Genomic DNA, 15,474 nt, shown 5'->3' with positions numbered 1-15,474 from the left:
CAACTCCGGACTTCGGGCTTTACGCGCGACGCGAGGCGGGGTGGCCCCTGCCCTAGTGGTCAAGCGCGCTGGTCAGGGCCTTTATATTGTGCCTGACCATATCAATGTAAGTGGGTGCAGGCCCCTTTTCGCCGGTCAAACCGTCCGAAATCAGGGTCCCGCCGACTTTTGAGCCGGTCTCTGCCGAGATCCGCCGGATCAGCCGATCGTCACTGATATTTTCCAGGAACACGGCCGGGATTTTTTGGGCCTTGATCTGGCCGATGATGGTGGCGATGTCCCGCGCGCTGGGCTCGGTTTCCGTGGAGACGCCGAGGGGCGCGATGAACTGGACGCCGTATTCAGCGGCGAAATACCCGAAGGCGTCATGGGTCGAAATCACCTTGCGCCGCTCCTGCGGGATTTTGGCCACGGCGTCGCGGACCTCGCTGTCGAGCGTTTCGAGCTTTTCCAGATAGGCCTTGGCCTGGGCGCGGAAGAACTCCGCGTCATCGGGGTCGGCCGCGGCAAGCGCATCGGCGATGCCGGTGACGTAGATTTTGGCATTGGGGACGGACTGCCAGCCATGCGGGTCGGCGGCCGAGCCGAGCTTGAGCGGCGCGATGCCGGCGCTCGCAGTCACGACCTGCGCCTTGGCTCCGGAGGATTGCACGAGGCGCGGCAGCCAGCCCTCGAGGCCGAGCCCGTTGACGATGACCAGTTTCGCGTCCGCGATCCGCTTCGCATCACTTGGCGCCGGCGTGTAGACGTGGACGTCGCTGTCGGCGCCGACCAGCGTCGTCAGATTGATCCGGTCGCCGCCGACATTGCGGACGAAATCGCCGAGGATAGAGAAGCTCGCGACGACGTTGAGCCGCTCCGCGGCGTGCAGCGGCGAGACGATCAGCAAAAGCACACAAAGCAGGATGCGCCGCATCGCTGTCACGCTTCCAGATGCCGGCCGGGAAATAGTTGCCTGACGACGCCGCCGACGCGACCGAACAGGACGGAGACGATGTAGAGCGCGCTCGCCACCAGAATGATCGCAGGGCCCGACGGCACGCGGGTCTGAAACGACAGCACGAGGCCAGCATAGCCGGAGACGGCGGCAGCGACGACCGCGATGCAGATCATCACCGTGAGATCGCGCGACCAGAACCGCGCGATGCCGGCCGGCAGGATCATCAGGCCGACCGCCAGCAGGGTACCGAGCGCCTGAAAGCCATTGACGAGATTGATGACGACGAGCGCGAGGAAGGCGAGATGCGCAGGTCCGCCGGCACGACTGACGGTGCGCAGAAATAGCGGATCGACGCTCTCGATCACCAGCGGCCGGTAGATCACCGCGAGCACCAACAACGTCACTGTGGCGTTGAAGGCGACGACCAGCAGCGTCTGGTCGTCCATCGCGAGGATGTTGCCGAACAGCACGTGCAGCAGGTCGATATTGGTGCCCTTGATCGAGACGATGGTCACGCCCAGCGCCAGCGAGGCCAGATAGAAGGTCGCGAGCGAGGCATCCTCCTTCAGCCCGGTCGAGCGCGCGACGAGGCCTGCGAGGATCGCGACGGCAAATCCCGCAATCAAGCCACCGGCCGTCATCGCGAACAGGTTGAGACCTGACAGCAGGAAGCCGACCGCCGCGCCCGGCAGGATCGCATGCGCCATGGCGTCGCCGACCAGACTCATCCGCCGCAGCATCAGGAACACGCCGATCGGCGCACCCGCAAACGACAGCGCGATGACGGCGGCAAGCGCGCGCCGCATGAACTCGAATTCGGTGAACGGGCCGATCAGCGCGTCATAGATCATCGGATATCAAGCCGCCCGCGAGCGGGCATCATCGGCCGAACAGGCGGCGGCGCTGTCGTCGAAGGCTTCGCACATCCGCATCGCGACGATCAGGTTTTCGGGCGTCAGCACCTCCGCGGTCGGTCCCCACGCCACGGGGCCGCGCGCCAGCACCAGCGTCTCGCTGAAATGGTTACGCACCATCTCCATGTCGTGCAGCGCGGCGAGCACGGTGCGGCCTTCGCCGTGCCAGTGCTTCACCAGCGCCAGCAGATCGACCGTGGTCTTGCTGTCGATGGCGTTGAAGGGCTCGTCCAGCACGATCAGCCGCGCGTCCTGGAGCAGCACGCGCGCGAACAGCACGCGCTGCATCTGGCCACCCGAGAGTGTGCCGATCGGGCGGTTTTCGAAACCGTTGAGGCCAACGGAAGCGATCGCGCGGAGGATCTTTTCGCGCGCGGTCTTGCCGATGCCGCCGAACAGGCCGGTCCCACGCCACAGCCCGGTGCCGACGAAGTCCAGCACCGAGATCGGGAAGCTGCGGTCGATCTCCGCGCTCTGCGGCAGATAGGCGATATCGCGGGAGTCGAGCCCGCCGAGATGGATGCTGCCGTCGAGCGGCTTGAGAATACCGACGATGCCGCGCAGCAGCGTCGACTTGCCGGCGCCGTTCGGGCCGATCACGGCCAGCAGCGCGCCCGGAGCGACCTCACCATTGAGGTGGTGCACGGCCGGATGCCGGTCATAGCCGAGCGTGACATTGTGGAAATGCAGTCCCGCCATCGTCACCTCATCGCCAGCCACACGATGCCCCACAGCACCGCGCAGACGGCAAGCGCGGCCGCGAGGCGGCTGGCCATGGTCATGCGCAGGATCGACCAGTGCGCCGCCTGGGCCGGATGCGGCACTGCTGCGTCATGGACATGGGCGTGTGTATGGTCATGCCCATGGGAAGGGGCATGGTCATGGGCGTGGCTGTGAGGCTGGGTGTGGGACGCGGCGAGAACCATCCGAGAACGTTATATTATAACATTACCCTTGTCCACGCCCCGGCTCAGGGCTTGCCGATCACCATCGCGATGGCGGCGGCCACGAAGGGGAACGGCACTGAAACCGCGCAGCGGAACCAGACGAAACGGGCCGGCATGAATGGGATTTCCCACAAGATCACCCGCTGGAAGGCGAACAGCGCCCAAGCGACGACATAGGCGACCACCTGCGGGACGCCGCCGCCCGACTTCAGCGCCACCGTACCAATGGAGAAACCGATCACCGGGCCGCCGGGCGTCGCGGCCCCGGCAACCACGGCGGTCGCGACCCCGAGCCAGCCGCTATCGGGGCCGAGCCAGCCGCTGATCACCTCCTGCGGGATGATGGCGGCGATGTAGCCGGAGCCGATCACCCCGAGCGCGATCCGCGGCACGATGTTGATGAAGTCCATGGAGCCTTCGCGCAGCGAGGCCTTGAACACCGGAGGCCCGCGGCGGAAGGCGATCAGGCCGACGCCGAAGACCGAGCCCCACAGCAGCATATCGATGAGAAGCGCCGCGCTCATGTCTCGTCGTCCTTCATGGCCGGCTTCGGATAGAGCCGGACATAGACAAAGCGGCCGAGCGCGCCGGCGAGCACCGGCAGCGGCAGCGAGATGATGATGCGCCACAGCGTGAAGTCGGTGCCCATGATCGGGATTTCCCAGGCCACCGCCCGGCCATAGCCGATCAAGGTCCAACTCACGACCATGGCGATGACGGCACCGAAATCGGCGCCGACCGCGAGCAGCGCGCTCGCCACCGGATAGGCGGTGAAGGGACCGCCGGGCAGGATCGCGCCGAAGGCGGTGCCGATCAGAAGGCCCTTCAGGCCGGATTTCGGCCCGAGTGAGCGCGAGACTTTTTCGTGCGGCAGGATTTCCGAGATGAACGCGCCGAGCAGGCAGCCGGCCAGCACGCGCGGCAGGATGCCGCCGAACAGCGAGAGATCGTGGGTGAGAATTTCGAGAACGCCGTCGGTGCCGTCACGCCGCCAGACCAGCGCCGCGCTCACCGCCACCAGCACCGCGATCATGATTGTCGACCAGCCGATCGGCTTGCGCACGCGGCCCGGCCGCGGCTCGGACTCCACGTCGTCGGCGGGCGGCGGGTCTTTCGGGGAAGGTCCTGACAACGGGCTCGTTCGGCTCGAGGGTGATGCCCGTCCTGATTAAGGACGTCGTCCTCGCGATGCAAACAGTACCGGCGGCGGGAGCGTTGCGCCCCCTGCGCAGAGCCATGCGAGGCACAGACGAACTCCGTAAGCATCAAAGGCGGCCGCGCATGCGACCGCCTTTTCAATCCCGTCATTCAGGAGCGGCAAAGCCGAACCCGAACGCGTGAAGCCTCAGGCCTTGTCGAACAGGGACTCGACGTATTCCCAGTTCACGAGGTTTTCGACGAACGCCTTGAGATAATCCGGACGACGGTTGCGATAGTCGATGTAGTAGGAGTGCTCCCAGACGTCCACGCCGAGGATCGGGGTGGCGCCGTGCACCAGCGGATTCTCGCCGTTCGGGGTCTTGGCGATCTCCAGCTTGCCGTTCTTGACCTGGAGCCAGGCCCAGCCCGAGCCGAACTGACCGACGCCCGCCGCCTGGAAGTCCGTCTTGAACTTCTCGAAGCCGCCGAGGTCCTCGTTGATCTTCTTCTCGAGCTTGCCCGGCAGCTTGGTGCCGCCGCCATTAGGCTTCATCCAGCTCCAGAAGTGGATGTGGTTGTAATGCTGGCCGGCATTGTTGAACACTGCGGGGTTCTTGCCGAACGAGCCCTTGACGATCTCCTCAAGGGACTTGTCTTCCCATTCGGTGCCCTTGAGCGCGTTATTGCCGTTGGTGACGTAGGCCTGATGATGCTTGTCGTGGTGGAATTCGAGCGTTTCCTTCGACATGAATTGCCCGAGGGCGTCATAGGCGTAAGGGAGTGGGGGCAGCGTAAAGGTCATGGGTTGTTGTCCGCGACTGATGGGGGAACGAGACTTAACGGTCAACCTTATAGAAGGTTCCTTTGCCGTTAAATACCGCGAATTTGCCAAAACGGGTGATGCAGACGCTTGGCCCGATTGCATAAAATCGTCGCAAGGATCTGGGGCATTTCAACCGGGCCTTAAAATGTCATTGCCTTTGAGGTGCTTATGGCAGAACGAACGCACTGACAGGGCGGAGATGCAAAAGAGAGAGCCATGAGCATCGAGATCGACATTTTGAACGGCGACGCCTCGTGGTCGATCGCGGAGCCGCTGCACAACGCGGTCTGGCCGCGCCACAGCGTCGAGAAGCAGCCCTGGGCTCACGTCAAATGGGCCAATGCCGACCTGCGCGTGCTGATCGAGACGCCCGAGGATGGTCTCGTCTGCCATGTCGGCATCTACTTCCGGACAGTCAGCTGGAACGGGCAGAAGGTTCACGTCGGCGGCATCGGCGGTGTCTGCACCCGCGAGGACCGCCGCGGCCGCGGCTATGCGACCATGGCGATCGACGCCGCGGTGCACACCATGCGCGCCAACGAGGCGGTCCGCTTCGCGCTGCTGTTCTGCGAGCCACATAATTTTGCGTTCTACGAGGCTCGCAAATGGAGGCCCTTCACCGGCGAGGTCTATTGCGAACAGCCGGCGGGACGGATCCGGTTCACCCACATGGCGCCCTACGTCTTCGACATCGTCAGCGCGCCGACGCTGGGCACCATCGACCTATGCGGTCTCCCGTGGTGAGCCCTGCGTGACGGCAGGTTGGTGCCTGCGCCGCACGTCCTATAATATGTCGAACATCATCTAATATTCCGCGCGGTAACACATGACGATCGACGCCTCCGTAGACGCCGTGCCGCCGCGTGCCCCGGTCGCCTCCTCAATCACCAGTCTTTTGACGGCACCGATCCTGCCGACGCTGCTGCAGCTCGCGATTCCCAACATGATCGCGATGGTCGGCAGCACGCTGGTTGCGATCGCCGAGACCTCCTATATCGGCCGGCTCGGCACCATTCCTCTGGCCGCCATCGCGCTGGTGTTTCCGTTCGCGATGCTAACGCAGATGATGAGCGCGGGCGCGATGGGCGGCGGCGTCTCGTCCGCGATCAGCCGCGCGCTCGGCGCGGGAGATCGCGACCGCGCCGCGACGCTGGCGCTGCATGCCGCCATCATCGGTCTCTGCGGCGGGCTGTTCTTTACGGTAATGATGCTCGCCTTCGGCCGCTCGTTCTTCATGCTGCTCGGTGGGCGCGAGCGCGTGCTCGAGGAAGCCAGCGGCTATTCGCAAATGCTGTTCTCAGGCGCGGTCGCGATCTGGCTCGTCAACACGCTGGCCTCGGTGATCCGTGGCACCGGAGACATGCGCCTGCCCTCGATGACCCTGATCGGGGCGAGCGTGCTCCAGATCGCGCTCGGCGGCACGCTCGGGCTCGGCCTGTTCGGCGCGCCACAATTCGGCATGCCCGGCGTTGCCGCCGGCCAGCTGGTCGCGTTCAGCTGCGCCGCGATCTTCTTGCTCTGGTATCTCCTGTCCGGGCGCAGCCGGCTGCCGCTGAAGGTCCGCGCCTTCCATTTCGAGCGCGCAATGTTCTTCGACATTCTCAAGGTCGGGGCGGTGGCTTGTCTGTCGCCGCTCCAGACCGTGTTCACCATTTTGATCTTCACGAGGATTCTCGCCACCTTCGGCACCGAGATGCTCGCCGGCTACGGCATCGGCTCGCGCCTGGAATTTCTGCTGATCCCGATCACCTTCGCCTTCGGCATCGCCTCGGTCCCGATGGTCGGCTTGGCGATCGGCGCGGGGCAGTTGAAACGCGCGCGGCGCGTGGCCTGGACCGCGGCTGCGGCCTCGGGACTCACAGTCGGCCTGATCGGCCTCGTCATCGCGCTCGAGCCGTCGCTGTGGGTCGCGCTGTTCACGAGGGATCCCGGCGTTTCCGCCGCGGCGCACAGCTACTTCCACTGGGCCGGCCCGGCGTTCGTGTTCTTCGGTATCGGCGTGTCGCTGTATTTCTCCTCGCAAGGCGCGGCGCGCGTCGGCGGTCCCGTGCTCGCCTCCACCGCGCGGCTTCTGATCGTCGCGATCGGCGGCGTTGGCCTGATGATGGCGCAGGCGCCGGCCTGGACCCTGTTCGCGCTGATCGGCGGCGCCATGGTCGTGTTCGGGCTTTCGACCGCGGCCTCGGTCGCCTTCGTGCGCTGGGACAAATGAGCGCAGGTGAATAAGCGCAGGCAAGTAAGCGCAGGAATGTGATTCCATCCAGCGTTGCACTATCCCGCCAGGCTGCTATGGAGGCGCTCCACTTCGGGGCTCTCCATGACTTCCAGATTCGCTGCTCTCATCGTCCTCCTGGCTGCGCTACTTGGCGCGACTGCCGCCCGTGCGCAGAGCGCCGACGGGACTTGGCAGACCCAAGCCGGCGACGCCCGCGTCAAGATCAGCAAATGCGGCGGCGGCATCTGCGGCAATGTCGTCTGGCTGCGTGAACCCCACGACACCGCGACCGGCCAGCCCGCCACCGACAACAAGAATCCCAATCCCGCCCTCGCCAGGCGCCCGATGATCGGCTTGCCATTGTTCAACGGCATGCAGCCTTCAGGGCCGAACAAATGGTCCGGCCAGATCTACAATGCCGATGACGGCGGCACCTATGCCAGCAGCGTCAGCGTGACATCAGCGGATTCGCTGCGCGTCGAAGGCTGCGTCGGCGCGCTCTGCGGCGGCGAAACCTGGACGCGCGCGGGGCGTTAGCTCGCTCCCGCGATCATCGCCTTCAGCGCCGTGGCCGCCGAGGCGTAGCCGCCCCGCGCGCCGTCGATGAAATGGACGTGATCGCTGCGCAGCGCCGACGGCGTGAAGCAGGTCATCATCGCGGCGTCCTGCTGATAGAGACCATAGCGCACGATGCCGTCGCGCGCGGCCGCGGCGAGACGATTGCTGAGGGCGCGTTCGAGTTCCGGCGTACAGTCCAGGATCATGCGCAGGCCATCGTCATATTTGCGGAAGTCGGAGTTCTCCACGACTTGACGTGTATAGCGCTTCGGTACAAAGCCGCCGACGTTGAGATCAAAGCGCATGATCAGATAGACGAAGAGCGTGTAGGCCAGCACGCTGGCGCGGCGTGCGAGCAGCGGACCTCCGCGCTTGGTGCGCGCCTCATAGTCAAGCCCCTGCGGCGGCCATGTCAGCGGCGGCCCTTGCGGCGGCACGGGCCGACCGGCATCCGGACTGCGCTCGACTAGCTGGATGACATCCTCGATCACCTTGCGGAAGGCTCGCGGATCGGCGCCCTGGGTCGGCATCACCAGCACCGACAAAATCAGCCCGCGCGCAGCCGGAATCACCTCGAACCGGCAGGACAGGCCGGAGAGATCGGGCTGCGTGCCCGCGGGCGCTTCGGGTATGGCAAAGTCGCCGCGCTTCATCGCGGCGTCGGCCCAGGCAAGCCCGCCGCCCGAAAACATCGCATAGGACAAATTGGCCGACGGACCGAAGCGCGCGACGCGCACGTCGAGGCCCTGCGCTCGGATGGCACTCACCGGCACCAGCGCGACGCGCATCCCCAAATCGAGATCTTCCCGCACCCAGGTTGCGGTCGCAGCCAGAGCCCCGCGGGCCGGCTCGAGATCGCGAGGCGCGACCGCGAAGCTCGCGCCGTCGCCGCCGAACACGAACGGGAATTCGCGTCCCTCCAATGCGTTTGTCACCGCTGCGATCACGGCGGCGCCGGCCATGTTCACCGCCTTGTAGCGCTGCGCCGCGATCGCCTTGGTGGAATCCACGATGTCAGCAACGCCGACACTCCAGTCGTCCGGCAGCGGCGAATACAATGCGGGGTCCATCAGGCTGGTGAAGCCGCGAAAGACGGGAATGCTGCCGTAGAAGGAAGCGGCTGACATTGCGGTTGCCGGTCAAGTTTCGAATGAGGGAAGATACGCGGCGGGATCGCTTCGGGTTCGCCGGCCGGCTCGCCCGAAGGTCGCACCATCATTGGCCGAAACGACCTCAACGACAAGGTGCCGGTTCATTTCAGCACAAGACAATCGCGCCATCGGCTGACGCAGCGCCAGCCCGACGCCAGAGTTCTTCCGATGGACGATCCCCGCTAGTGCAGCTTCTCGTCCTCATGCTTGCGCAAGGCTTCGAGCGATGCGTCGTGGCAGCCGACCAGACGCACGAACTGCTGCGGATACATTTCATAGCCGTGACTGCCGGAATTCTGCTGCGTCATCGGCGGGCAATGAACATCGTCCGGCTTGGCGCGAGATGGCTCGGTCCGGTCGGGATTTGAAGCGGTCATGTTTGGCGTGGTCATGGACTGCTCCTGTCAATTGGGGCAGATCGATTGACATAACCCAATCGATTTCGGGGGCATCTTACGACCAAATCCGGCTTGATGTCATTGCGCCGGATCAACGCAATTATGGCGACCGGGTTCCGCTTACGCCGTATTCCCCGCGTCGATCGTAAACACGGTGCCGGTGACGTTGCGGCCGCCCTCACCGAGCAGATATTCCACCATGCGCGCGACGTCATCCATCTCCGGCAAGCGACGCAGCGCGCTGCGGCCGGCGATGCGCTTGCGCCCTTCGTCGGAAAGATTGTGCGTGAGCTCGGTATCGATGAAACCGGGCGCGATCGCGTTCACGGTGATGCCGAGCTTGCCAACCTCGCGCGCGAGCGAGCGGGTGAAGCCGGTCGCGGCGGCCTTGGTCGCACCATAGACCGAGAGACCGTTATAGCCTGTCGTCGCAATGATCGAGGAGATGTTGATGATGCGGCCCACACCATCGGCCATCATCTGCCGCGCGACATATTTGGTGAGGATGATCGGCGACAGCACGTTGAGCTGCACCAGCGCCTCGATCTCGGAATTGTGCATGGTCGCGAGCAGGCCTTCGGTGCCGAGGCCGGCATTGTTGACGAGGCCGTAGACCGGGCCGAATTCGTCGCGCACGAGCTTTGCATAGGCCGGGATCGCGTCGATTACGGCGAGGTCGCAGGCACGGAAATGCAGGCGCCCCTCCGACCCGGCGATCGCGGCCTTGAGCTCGTCGCTCTCGCGCCGCGCCGCCGCGATCACGTTGTAGCCGGCATCAACAAGCCGCTTGCCGATCGCAAGGCCGATACCGCGGCTACCGCCGGTGACGAGAACATTATGCATCGGTGCGCGCCAGTTTGCCGGCCGGGGTGACGTCGAGCGCCTCGACGAAGCGGATCACCGCCGGCACCTTGTGGGACGCGAGCTGCGCGCGGCACAGATTCAGGATCTGGTCGCGGATCTCTTTGGCGCGCGCCGGATCGGTGCCGTCGGCGAGGATCAAATCGGCGACGACGATGCCGCCGGTAATCGGGCTCTTGCGCGACTTCGCCCGCGACATACGCACGTCGGGATGTCGGTTGATCACCGCCTCGATCTCTTCAGGGTGAACCTTCAGCCCACCGATATTGATGATGCCGCCGCGGCGGCCGACGAAATAGTACCGGTCGCCGCGCAATTCGACGATATCGCCGCTGTCGACAAATCCGTCGTCATCGGTGAGCGCAGCCGCATTGCGGCCGATATAGGCGTGCGCCGTGCGCGTCGAGCGGATGCGGAGCGAGCCGTCGACGACCTTCATCTCGACACCGTTGCGGCTGCCGAGATAGTCGGCCGGGAAGCCTTCCAGCCCGTCATTGACGGCGAAGCCGACGCCGGCCTCGGTCGAGGCATAGGCATGGCCGACGGATGAATTCGGGAACGCCGCCTTCAGGCCGTCCAGCACCGCCTGGTCGGCGATCTCGCCAGAGAGGCGGACGTAGCGCGGCGCAAACTGAGCGGCCGAGCCGCTCATCAACAGCTTGCGCCAGTGCGAGGGCGTGCCTGAGATATGGGAGACGCCGCGCGCCTTCAGCCGCGTGACGTGATCGCTGAGCACCTCATGCGGATCGGACAGCACCAACGAGCCGCCGGAGAGAACGGCGCGGAGGAAGATTTGCAGGCCGCCATAGCGGCGGATGTCGTAGAACGTTGCCCACACTGGCGCGGGCCCCTTCGCGGGGCCTTCGGCGATGATCGCCCCGGTGAGTGCCTCCAACGTATGGCCAACGATCTTGGGCACGCCCGACGTGCCCGACGTGAGCATCAGCCATTCCGTGGCGCGTTCGGTCCTGGCCGGGGCGGCGACCTGAAGCGGCAATTGCGCGGTGACGACCAGCGGCACGCCGGTATCGGCCCAGCGATCCGGCTCGTCGGTGACGACGGCATCGATCCCGGCATCCGCGATCAGCGCATCGAGATGCGCCGGGTTGAGATCGGGCGGGCACAGCAGCATGCGACGGGCGATACTGTCGAGCTCGATCATGGCAAGGCCCGACCGGAGCTGATCGGACAATTTCAGCAGCACTGCGCGGCCGGACAATTCGCGCAGGCGGCCACCCAGGACCGTGTGCGACAAAATATCCGTCAGCGACACGACATCGTGCGCGTCCGACAGCGTGCGGCCCGTCAGCTCCGCGCCAAGATGGTCGCGGAGCGCAAAGATCTCACGCGGGGACATTTTCGTAGGCCCGCACAAAATCGCCCACGGTGGCGGGGAACGCTGCGTCCTCGGAGATGGTGAAGGGGTCGACGCCGGTCTCGTCCTCGAGGCGCGCCACCAGGATGGCGAAGGCGAGCGAGTCGAAGCCCGTCTCGTGCAGGGACAGATCGTCCGAGAGCGCGGGAAGCGTGACGTGCTGCTCCTTGGCGATCTGCTGGATCGCTTCAATGACTTTAGACCGTACCGACATGGCTGGCTCGCTTCTGTTGTCGTTCGTATTGCGGCGGCTCTTGATGACCGCCTCCCATGCCCGTTTGTTTACCCGACAGAAGTAAATGGCTTCTTGGACAATTCGGATAAAATTGGACCTATCTGGCGGATTCTCACGCGGTTAAAGCCGGATCGTACCCTCGTTGATTTGCGTATAGGTCTTCGCATCCAGCGCAACGTAGGCGCCGGTCTTCGGGTCCAGCATGAACAGGGGATCGGAGATCGCCCCCGGATCAAATCCCTCGCGCGCGAGCTCGCCCTTCTTCTGCTTGAACGTCTCGGTCGCATCGAGCTCGCGCGAGATGCGCATGAAGACGGGGCATGCGTAAGCCGGCAGACGCTGCGCCAGATGTACGGGCAGCGCCGCGACGTCAAAGCCCTCGTTTACCACGATCGCGCTCATGCCGGCGCGGCCATCCGTGCCGGGGATGCCGACGCCGTAAGTGGTGGCGTCGATCACGCCGGTGAAATCGCGCACGGCGTCGTTGACCTCCGAGGTCGCCACGTTCTCGCCTTTCCAGCGAAAGGTATCGCCGATGCGATCGACGAAGTGGAAGAAGCCCTTGTCGTCGAGCCGCATCAAATCGCCGGTGCGGAACCAGGCATCGCCCTTGGCAAAGACATCGCGCAGGATCTTCTTCTCGGTCTCGCTCGCCTCGGTGTAGCCCTCGAAGCGACCGCCGCCCGCATCCGCCGTGCCGATGCGGCCGATGGCTTCGCCGGCCTCGCCGCGCGCGCAGGGGATACAAAAGCCTTCTGCATTGCGCAGCGGCACGCCGCTATCGGGACCGAGCTTGACGAGGCTGGCAGGGAAACGATGCGCGAGCAGCGGCGGGATGCGGCCGATCGCGCCGAGCTGACCCTCGACGTTGAACAGCGAGAAATTGCCTTCGGTCGCCGCGTAGAATTCGAGGATGCGGGGGATTGCAAAACGGGCCTGGAAATCTTCCCAGATGTCGCCGCGCAGGCCGTTGCCACAGACAAGACGAAGGCGATGCCGGTTCTCGTATTCGGACGGCGGCGCCTTCAGAAGATAGCGGCAGAGCTCGCCGATATATTGGAATAGCGTGCAATCGTGACGCACGATCTCGGGCCAGAAATTCGATGCCGAGAATTTTTCCGCGACTACCACCGAGCCGCCGGCGGCCAGCATGCTGCATGGTGCAACGATGCCGCCGACCGAGTGGAACAGCGGCAGGCAGTCGTAAAGCCGATCCTGAGGCGTTGCGCCGGTGAGGCCAGCAAACCAAAAGCCCCAGTTCAGGATGCGGCGGTGGCTGATGCTGGCCGCTTTCGGCAGGCCGGTGGTCCCGGACGTGTAAATCAGCAGGGCCCGATCGTTGATGGTGACGTCGCCACGCTCGTCCGGAGAAAGCGGGCCGTCATTGAGCGCGGCAAGTGCGACGTCGATCGCGCGTCCACCGCGGGCATCACCATGGGTCCAGACCTTTGCTTCCGTCTGCAGGTGCGGCGACGCGCTGTCCAGCGCCTTCGTGAGCTCGTGCGCGACGATAATTTGAGCGGGCTTTGCGACATCAATGCAATGCGCGAGCGACTGGCCGACGAGCTTGGTGTTGATCAGCGCGACCACGCCGCCGACGCGACTGATCCCGAGCCAGGCCGCGACATAGTCGATGCCGTTCGGCATGATCAACGCGACAGTCTCGCCCTTGGCCACACCGGCCGAGCGGGCCCACCGCGCATAACGATTGATGCGTTTCGAGAGCCCCTCATAGTCGAGGCTTGCGTCATCGGCGACCAATGCGACGCGATCGGGCTGGCGCTGCGCCCAATCGTCGACGATGTCGGCGAATAGCCGGCCCGGCAGCGTCTCGATCCGCGCGGTGAGCTCGATGGCCTTCAGCCAGATCTTTGAAGCCGAAGGTGCGCGCGCGGCTTTCGGTTGCTCGATGACGCCAATGGTCATGCCGTTCATTCTTTCGGAACGTGTCTGCTGTTTCCCTAAACTTAGCGCGCATGCCCTGCCCAGATGTTAAGAGACAAGGTAAAACCCGGTTAGTGCGCGATTAACTCTGGTCATCCTTTACCAAGCCCGTGGGATCGGCGTGCGCGGCTGCGCAATTCTTGCGATAGCAAAGCCAGTTGCCTTGGGACGCGCCGCGCGTGTCCCCTTCTCCTGCTTGCGGGGCGCAGGTGAACTGAAGAGCGTCATGATTACCAAGCGACATTTCCTTCATGCTTGTCGGGGATCAGGAAGGAGTAGCGACCTGTATCAGGGCGCGCGAGGCTAGGCGGCCCCGGGTAAACGGTCTAAGCTTTTCTACCCTGCATTGTCCGGGTTGCAAAAGGGAGACGACCGTGGCTCTCGACTCGTCAGAGTTTCCTGTCCAGGCCGCGCCGTTCGAGCAGCCGCTGACCAATTTTGCCAGCCGCCTGAAGGACGGACAGGTTAAGGTGGTCGCGATCGGCTCGTCGACCACGGCGGGCGAAGGAGGCATCGCGCCCTATCCGCAGCGGCTGCTGGCGGACCTGCGGATAAAATTTCCAAATGTCGCAATCGAGGTGATCAACCGGGGCGTCGGCGGCGAAGAGGCCCGTCTGGAGCTGAAGCGGTTCGACCATGACGTCTTCGATCTGAACCCCGATCTCGTCGTCTGGCAGGTCGGCACCAATTCAGTGTGGCAACAGAATCCCCCATCGTTCAAGGACACCACGCAGGCCATCCGTGACGGTGTTGACCGGCTGCTCGGCGCCAAACGGATCGACGTGATCCTGATGGACCTGCAATATGTGCCGGCGCTGCTGACACCGGCCAAGGCCGACAAGACGAACGCGATGGTCGGGGCGATCAGCGAGATCGCCCATGCAACGAGGGTCAACGTCTTTCGTCGCTTCGCGCTGATGAAGGCCTGGCACGATGTTGCAAAAATTTCGTTCGACCGCATGGTCGACCCCGGCGATGGCGACAGGCTGCACGCAAGCGACTGGACCACAGACAAGATGACCTGGGAATTGACCAACGCGATCGCCGTCGCGGCCGACAAGGCGCCGCCCTCCGGAGACGCACACTGCACGTAGTTCTTCATGCTCCGTCGGATCGACGACCGAACGAGCGGCGAGTGCTAGCCGCCTCGCTGATGGCGCAAGCGCTGCGGCGGTGCGTTGAACGGATAATACGGATTGAGATCGCAGCTCGCGGAGCGGCCCGAAGCGGTGGCGCGGCACTGCGGCAGCGAGGTGAAGGAGCAATCGTACCACTCCCCGCCACCGCCATTCGCGCCCGAATAGACATGCATGCAGATGGGATAGCGTGGGTCGAATGTTTGCGCATGCGACGGCGCGGCTGCAAGCAATGCACCGACGATCGCGATCAGGCCGAATGAGCAACGCATGAAAAATGTCCCGGACATCGCAATGGCCAATCGTTAGTGCACCTTCTTGTGACGCCGGCGCGGCGCCGGCGGCGGTTCGTCGAAGGCGTAATAGGGGTTGACGTCGCAGCTCGCCGAGCGGCCCGACGCCGTGGCGCGGCACTGCGGCAGCGAGGTGAAGGAGCAGTCGAAATAGTCGCCGCCGCCCCCGCCGAAGCCGCCGGGCGTGTAGACGTGCATGCACACCGGGTACCGCGGATCATAGGTCTGGGCGCCGGCATCTGCCGCAACGAACAGCGTGACAATCGCGGTGAGGGTCAGGATCGGCAGGCGCATCGGACAGTTCCTCGAATCGGTGGCAACGGCACGCGTTATGCCATTTCGATATGGCACAACCGCACGGAAGAAGCGATTGTTCCTATTCCATAGCTCTCCCGCTTGTGACACGCGGCGAAACGGATGAGGGACAGCGCCGCAAGGATGCGAAAGCGGAAAGTCCCCCTTTTCCGGCCTGCGCGGAACGCATAACTCGCTGCAGCTCTCCTTCGACAAAGGTCGCAAGCATCCGGCGCAGGAATTCGTTCGC

The 15,474-nt window shown here is 64.5% G+C and carries 19 protein-coding genes; 4 read left to right on the top strand and 15 right to left on the bottom strand.

The annotated features are described in order from the left end of the window. Positions 1 to 52: 52 nt before the first annotated feature. The 7 genes from ABIB00_RS12265 to ABIB00_RS12235 all read right to left on the bottom strand — a co-directional run bounded on the left by ABIB00_RS12265 (position 53) and on the right by ABIB00_RS12235 (position 4,743). On the bottom strand, positions 53 to 916 hold the full coding sequence (locus ABIB00_RS12265) for a metal ABC transporter solute-binding protein, Zn/Mn family (RefSeq protein ID WP_354104492.1): 864 nt from the start codon (positions 914 to 916) through the stop codon (positions 53 to 55). Between the two features lie 5 nt (positions 917 to 921). Beyond that, positions 922 to 1,791 carry a metal ABC transporter permease gene (locus tag ABIB00_RS12260; RefSeq protein WP_354104491.1) on the bottom strand — a complete coding sequence of 290 codons (870 nt, stop codon included), beginning with the start codon at positions 1,789 to 1,791 and terminating at the stop codon, positions 922 to 924. A gap of 6 nt (positions 1,792 to 1,797) precedes the next feature. Then, positions 1,798 to 2,553 carry a metal ABC transporter ATP-binding protein gene (locus ABIB00_RS12255; RefSeq protein ID WP_354104490.1) on the bottom strand — a complete coding sequence of 252 codons (756 nt, stop codon included), beginning with the start codon at positions 2,551 to 2,553 and terminating at the stop codon, positions 1,798 to 1,800. Positions 2,554 to 2,555: 2 nt separating this feature from the next. Beyond that, complete coding sequence (locus ABIB00_RS12250) at positions 2,556 to 2,780, bottom strand: hypothetical protein (protein WP_354104489.1); 225 nt, start codon at positions 2,778 to 2,780, stop codon at positions 2,556 to 2,558. A 44-nt stretch (positions 2,781 to 2,824) separates the two neighbouring features. After that, entirely contained in the window at positions 2,825 to 3,325 is a 501-nt protein-coding gene (locus ABIB00_RS12245; RefSeq protein WP_247339602.1) for a hypothetical protein, read from the bottom strand. Next, on the bottom strand, positions 3,322 to 3,933 hold the full coding sequence (locus ABIB00_RS12240) for a permease (protein ID WP_354104488.1): 612 nt from the start codon (positions 3,931 to 3,933) through the stop codon (positions 3,322 to 3,324). Before ABIB00_RS12240 ends, ABIB00_RS12245 begins: the two co-directional genes overlap by 4 nt. A gap of 213 nt (positions 3,934 to 4,146) precedes the next feature. Further along, positions 4,147 to 4,743, bottom strand: coding sequence for a superoxide dismutase (locus ABIB00_RS12235; protein ID WP_247445116.1), 597 nt, complete (start codon positions 4,741 to 4,743; stop codon positions 4,147 to 4,149). 237 nt (positions 4,744 to 4,980) lie between these two features. Here ABIB00_RS12235 and ABIB00_RS12230 point away from each other — a divergent pair, with 237 nt between their 5' ends. From ABIB00_RS12230 to ABIB00_RS12220, 3 genes are all read left to right on the top strand, one after another. Next, positions 4,981 to 5,508: a GNAT family N-acetyltransferase gene (locus tag ABIB00_RS12230; protein ID WP_354104487.1), complete on the top strand. Its 528-nt coding sequence runs from the start codon at positions 4,981 to 4,983 to the stop codon at positions 5,506 to 5,508. Positions 5,509 to 5,590: 82 nt separating this feature from the next. Beyond that, positions 5,591 to 6,976: an MATE family efflux transporter gene (locus ABIB00_RS12225; protein WP_354104486.1), complete on the top strand. Its 1,386-nt coding sequence runs from the start codon at positions 5,591 to 5,593 to the stop codon at positions 6,974 to 6,976. Positions 6,977 to 7,081: 105 nt separating this feature from the next. After that, positions 7,082 to 7,516 carry a DUF2147 domain-containing protein gene (locus tag ABIB00_RS12220; protein ID WP_354050706.1) on the top strand — a complete coding sequence of 145 codons (435 nt, stop codon included), beginning with the start codon at positions 7,082 to 7,084 and terminating at the stop codon, positions 7,514 to 7,516. Here ABIB00_RS12220 and ABIB00_RS12215 read toward each other — a convergent pair. The 6 genes from ABIB00_RS12215 to ABIB00_RS12190 form a co-directional block, all read right to left on the bottom strand. Next, positions 7,513 to 8,664 (bottom strand): DUF3095 domain-containing protein, encoded by a 1,152-nt coding sequence (locus ABIB00_RS12215; protein WP_354104485.1) that lies wholly within the window; start codon positions 8,662 to 8,664, stop codon positions 7,513 to 7,515. The genes ABIB00_RS12220 and ABIB00_RS12215 overlap by 4 nt on opposite strands. 206 nt (positions 8,665 to 8,870) lie before the next feature. Then, positions 8,871 to 9,080, bottom strand: coding sequence for a hypothetical protein (locus ABIB00_RS12210; RefSeq protein ID WP_354104484.1), 210 nt, complete (start codon positions 9,078 to 9,080; stop codon positions 8,871 to 8,873). A 126-nt stretch (positions 9,081 to 9,206) separates the two neighbouring features. Further along, positions 9,207 to 9,929 (bottom strand): SDR family NAD(P)-dependent oxidoreductase, encoded by a 723-nt coding sequence (locus ABIB00_RS12205; RefSeq protein WP_354104483.1) that lies wholly within the window; start codon positions 9,927 to 9,929, stop codon positions 9,207 to 9,209. Next, the gene (locus ABIB00_RS12200) at positions 9,922 to 11,304 is read right to left on the bottom strand and encodes a class I adenylate-forming enzyme family protein (protein WP_354104482.1); all 1,383 of its coding nucleotides are present in this window, start codon (positions 11,302 to 11,304) and stop codon (positions 9,922 to 9,924) included. The genes ABIB00_RS12205 and ABIB00_RS12200 overlap by 8 nt, the downstream gene beginning before the upstream one ends. Continuing rightward, a complete protein-coding gene (locus tag ABIB00_RS12195; protein ID WP_015688794.1) occupies positions 11,291 to 11,536 on the bottom strand; it encodes an acyl carrier protein in 246 nt (81 codons plus the stop codon). Before ABIB00_RS12195 ends, ABIB00_RS12200 begins: the two co-directional genes overlap by 14 nt. A gap of 141 nt (positions 11,537 to 11,677) precedes the next feature. Next, a complete protein-coding gene (locus ABIB00_RS12190; RefSeq protein ID WP_354104481.1) occupies positions 11,678 to 13,492 on the bottom strand; it encodes a long-chain-acyl-CoA synthetase in 1,815 nt (604 codons plus the stop codon). 383 nt (positions 13,493 to 13,875) lie between these two features. On the opposite strand from ABIB00_RS12190, the gene ABIB00_RS12185 reads away from it, so the two are divergent. Then, entirely contained in the window at positions 13,876 to 14,595 is a 720-nt protein-coding gene (locus ABIB00_RS12185; RefSeq protein ID WP_354104480.1) for an SGNH/GDSL hydrolase family protein, read from the top strand. 44 nt (positions 14,596 to 14,639) lie between these two features. Here the strand turns inward: ABIB00_RS12185 and ABIB00_RS12180 are convergent, their stop codons facing one another. Further along, complete coding sequence (locus ABIB00_RS12180) at positions 14,640 to 14,909, bottom strand: DUF3551 domain-containing protein (protein ID WP_354104479.1); 270 nt, start codon at positions 14,907 to 14,909, stop codon at positions 14,640 to 14,642. Between the two features lie 33 nt (positions 14,910 to 14,942). After that, positions 14,943 to 15,224: a DUF3551 domain-containing protein gene (locus ABIB00_RS12175; protein WP_354104478.1), complete on the bottom strand. Its 282-nt coding sequence runs from the start codon at positions 15,222 to 15,224 to the stop codon at positions 14,943 to 14,945. Positions 15,225 to 15,474: the final 250 nt, after the last annotated feature.

Origin of the sequence: Bradyrhizobium sp. LB14.3, assembly GCF_040547985.1 — a bacterium.
Lineage (GTDB): Bacteria > Pseudomonadota > Alphaproteobacteria > Rhizobiales > Xanthobacteraceae > Bradyrhizobium.
Note: the sequence above shows the minus strand (reverse complement) of the source record. Positions and strands in the feature narration are given on the sequence as shown.

Excerpts from the sequence above, each read along its gene's own strand:
- ABIB00_RS12245 (WP_247339602.1), bottom strand. The coding sequence starts at position 3,325 with ATGAGCGCGGCGCTTCTCATCGATATGCTGCTGTGGGGCTCGGTCTTC.
- ABIB00_RS12190 (WP_354104481.1), bottom strand. The coding sequence starts at position 13,492 with ATGAACGGCATGACCATTGGCGTCATCGAGCAACCGAAAGCCGCGCGC.
- ABIB00_RS12175 (WP_354104478.1), bottom strand. The coding sequence starts at position 15,224 with ATGCGCCTGCCGATCCTGACCCTCACCGCGATTGTCACGCTGTTCGTT.
- ABIB00_RS12255 (WP_354104490.1), bottom strand. The coding sequence starts at position 2,553 with ATGGCGGGACTGCATTTCCACAATGTCACGCTCGGCTATGACCGGCAT.
- ABIB00_RS12195 (WP_015688794.1), bottom strand. The coding sequence starts at position 11,536 with ATGTCGGTACGGTCTAAAGTCATTGAAGCGATCCAGCAGATCGCCAAG.
- ABIB00_RS12235 (WP_247445116.1), bottom strand. The coding sequence starts at position 4,743 with ATGACCTTTACGCTGCCCCCACTCCCTTACGCCTATGACGCCCTCGGG.
- ABIB00_RS12265 (WP_354104492.1), bottom strand. The coding sequence starts at position 916 with ATGCGGCGCATCCTGCTTTGTGTGCTTTTGCTGATCGTCTCGCCGCTG.
- ABIB00_RS12260 (WP_354104491.1), bottom strand. The coding sequence starts at position 1,791 with ATGATCTATGACGCGCTGATCGGCCCGTTCACCGAATTCGAGTTCATG.
- ABIB00_RS12225 (WP_354104486.1), top strand. The coding sequence starts at position 5,591 with ATGACGATCGACGCCTCCGTAGACGCCGTGCCGCCGCGTGCCCCGGTC.
- ABIB00_RS12250 (WP_354104489.1), bottom strand. The coding sequence starts at position 2,780 with ATGGTTCTCGCCGCGTCCCACACCCAGCCTCACAGCCACGCCCATGAC.
- ABIB00_RS12205 (WP_354104483.1), bottom strand. The coding sequence starts at position 9,929 with ATGCATAATGTTCTCGTCACCGGCGGTAGCCGCGGTATCGGCCTTGCG.
- ABIB00_RS12220 (WP_354050706.1), top strand. The coding sequence starts at position 7,082 with ATGACTTCCAGATTCGCTGCTCTCATCGTCCTCCTGGCTGCGCTACTT.
- ABIB00_RS12230 (WP_354104487.1), top strand. The coding sequence starts at position 4,981 with ATGAGCATCGAGATCGACATTTTGAACGGCGACGCCTCGTGGTCGATC.
- ABIB00_RS12180 (WP_354104479.1), bottom strand. The coding sequence starts at position 14,909 with ATGCGTTGCTCATTCGGCCTGATCGCGATCGTCGGTGCATTGCTTGCA.
- ABIB00_RS12200 (WP_354104482.1), bottom strand. The coding sequence starts at position 11,304 with ATGTCCCCGCGTGAGATCTTTGCGCTCCGCGACCATCTTGGCGCGGAG.
- ABIB00_RS12215 (WP_354104485.1), bottom strand. The coding sequence starts at position 8,664 with ATGTCAGCCGCTTCCTTCTACGGCAGCATTCCCGTCTTTCGCGGCTTC.
- ABIB00_RS12210 (WP_354104484.1), bottom strand. The coding sequence starts at position 9,080 with ATGACCACGCCAAACATGACCGCTTCAAATCCCGACCGGACCGAGCCA.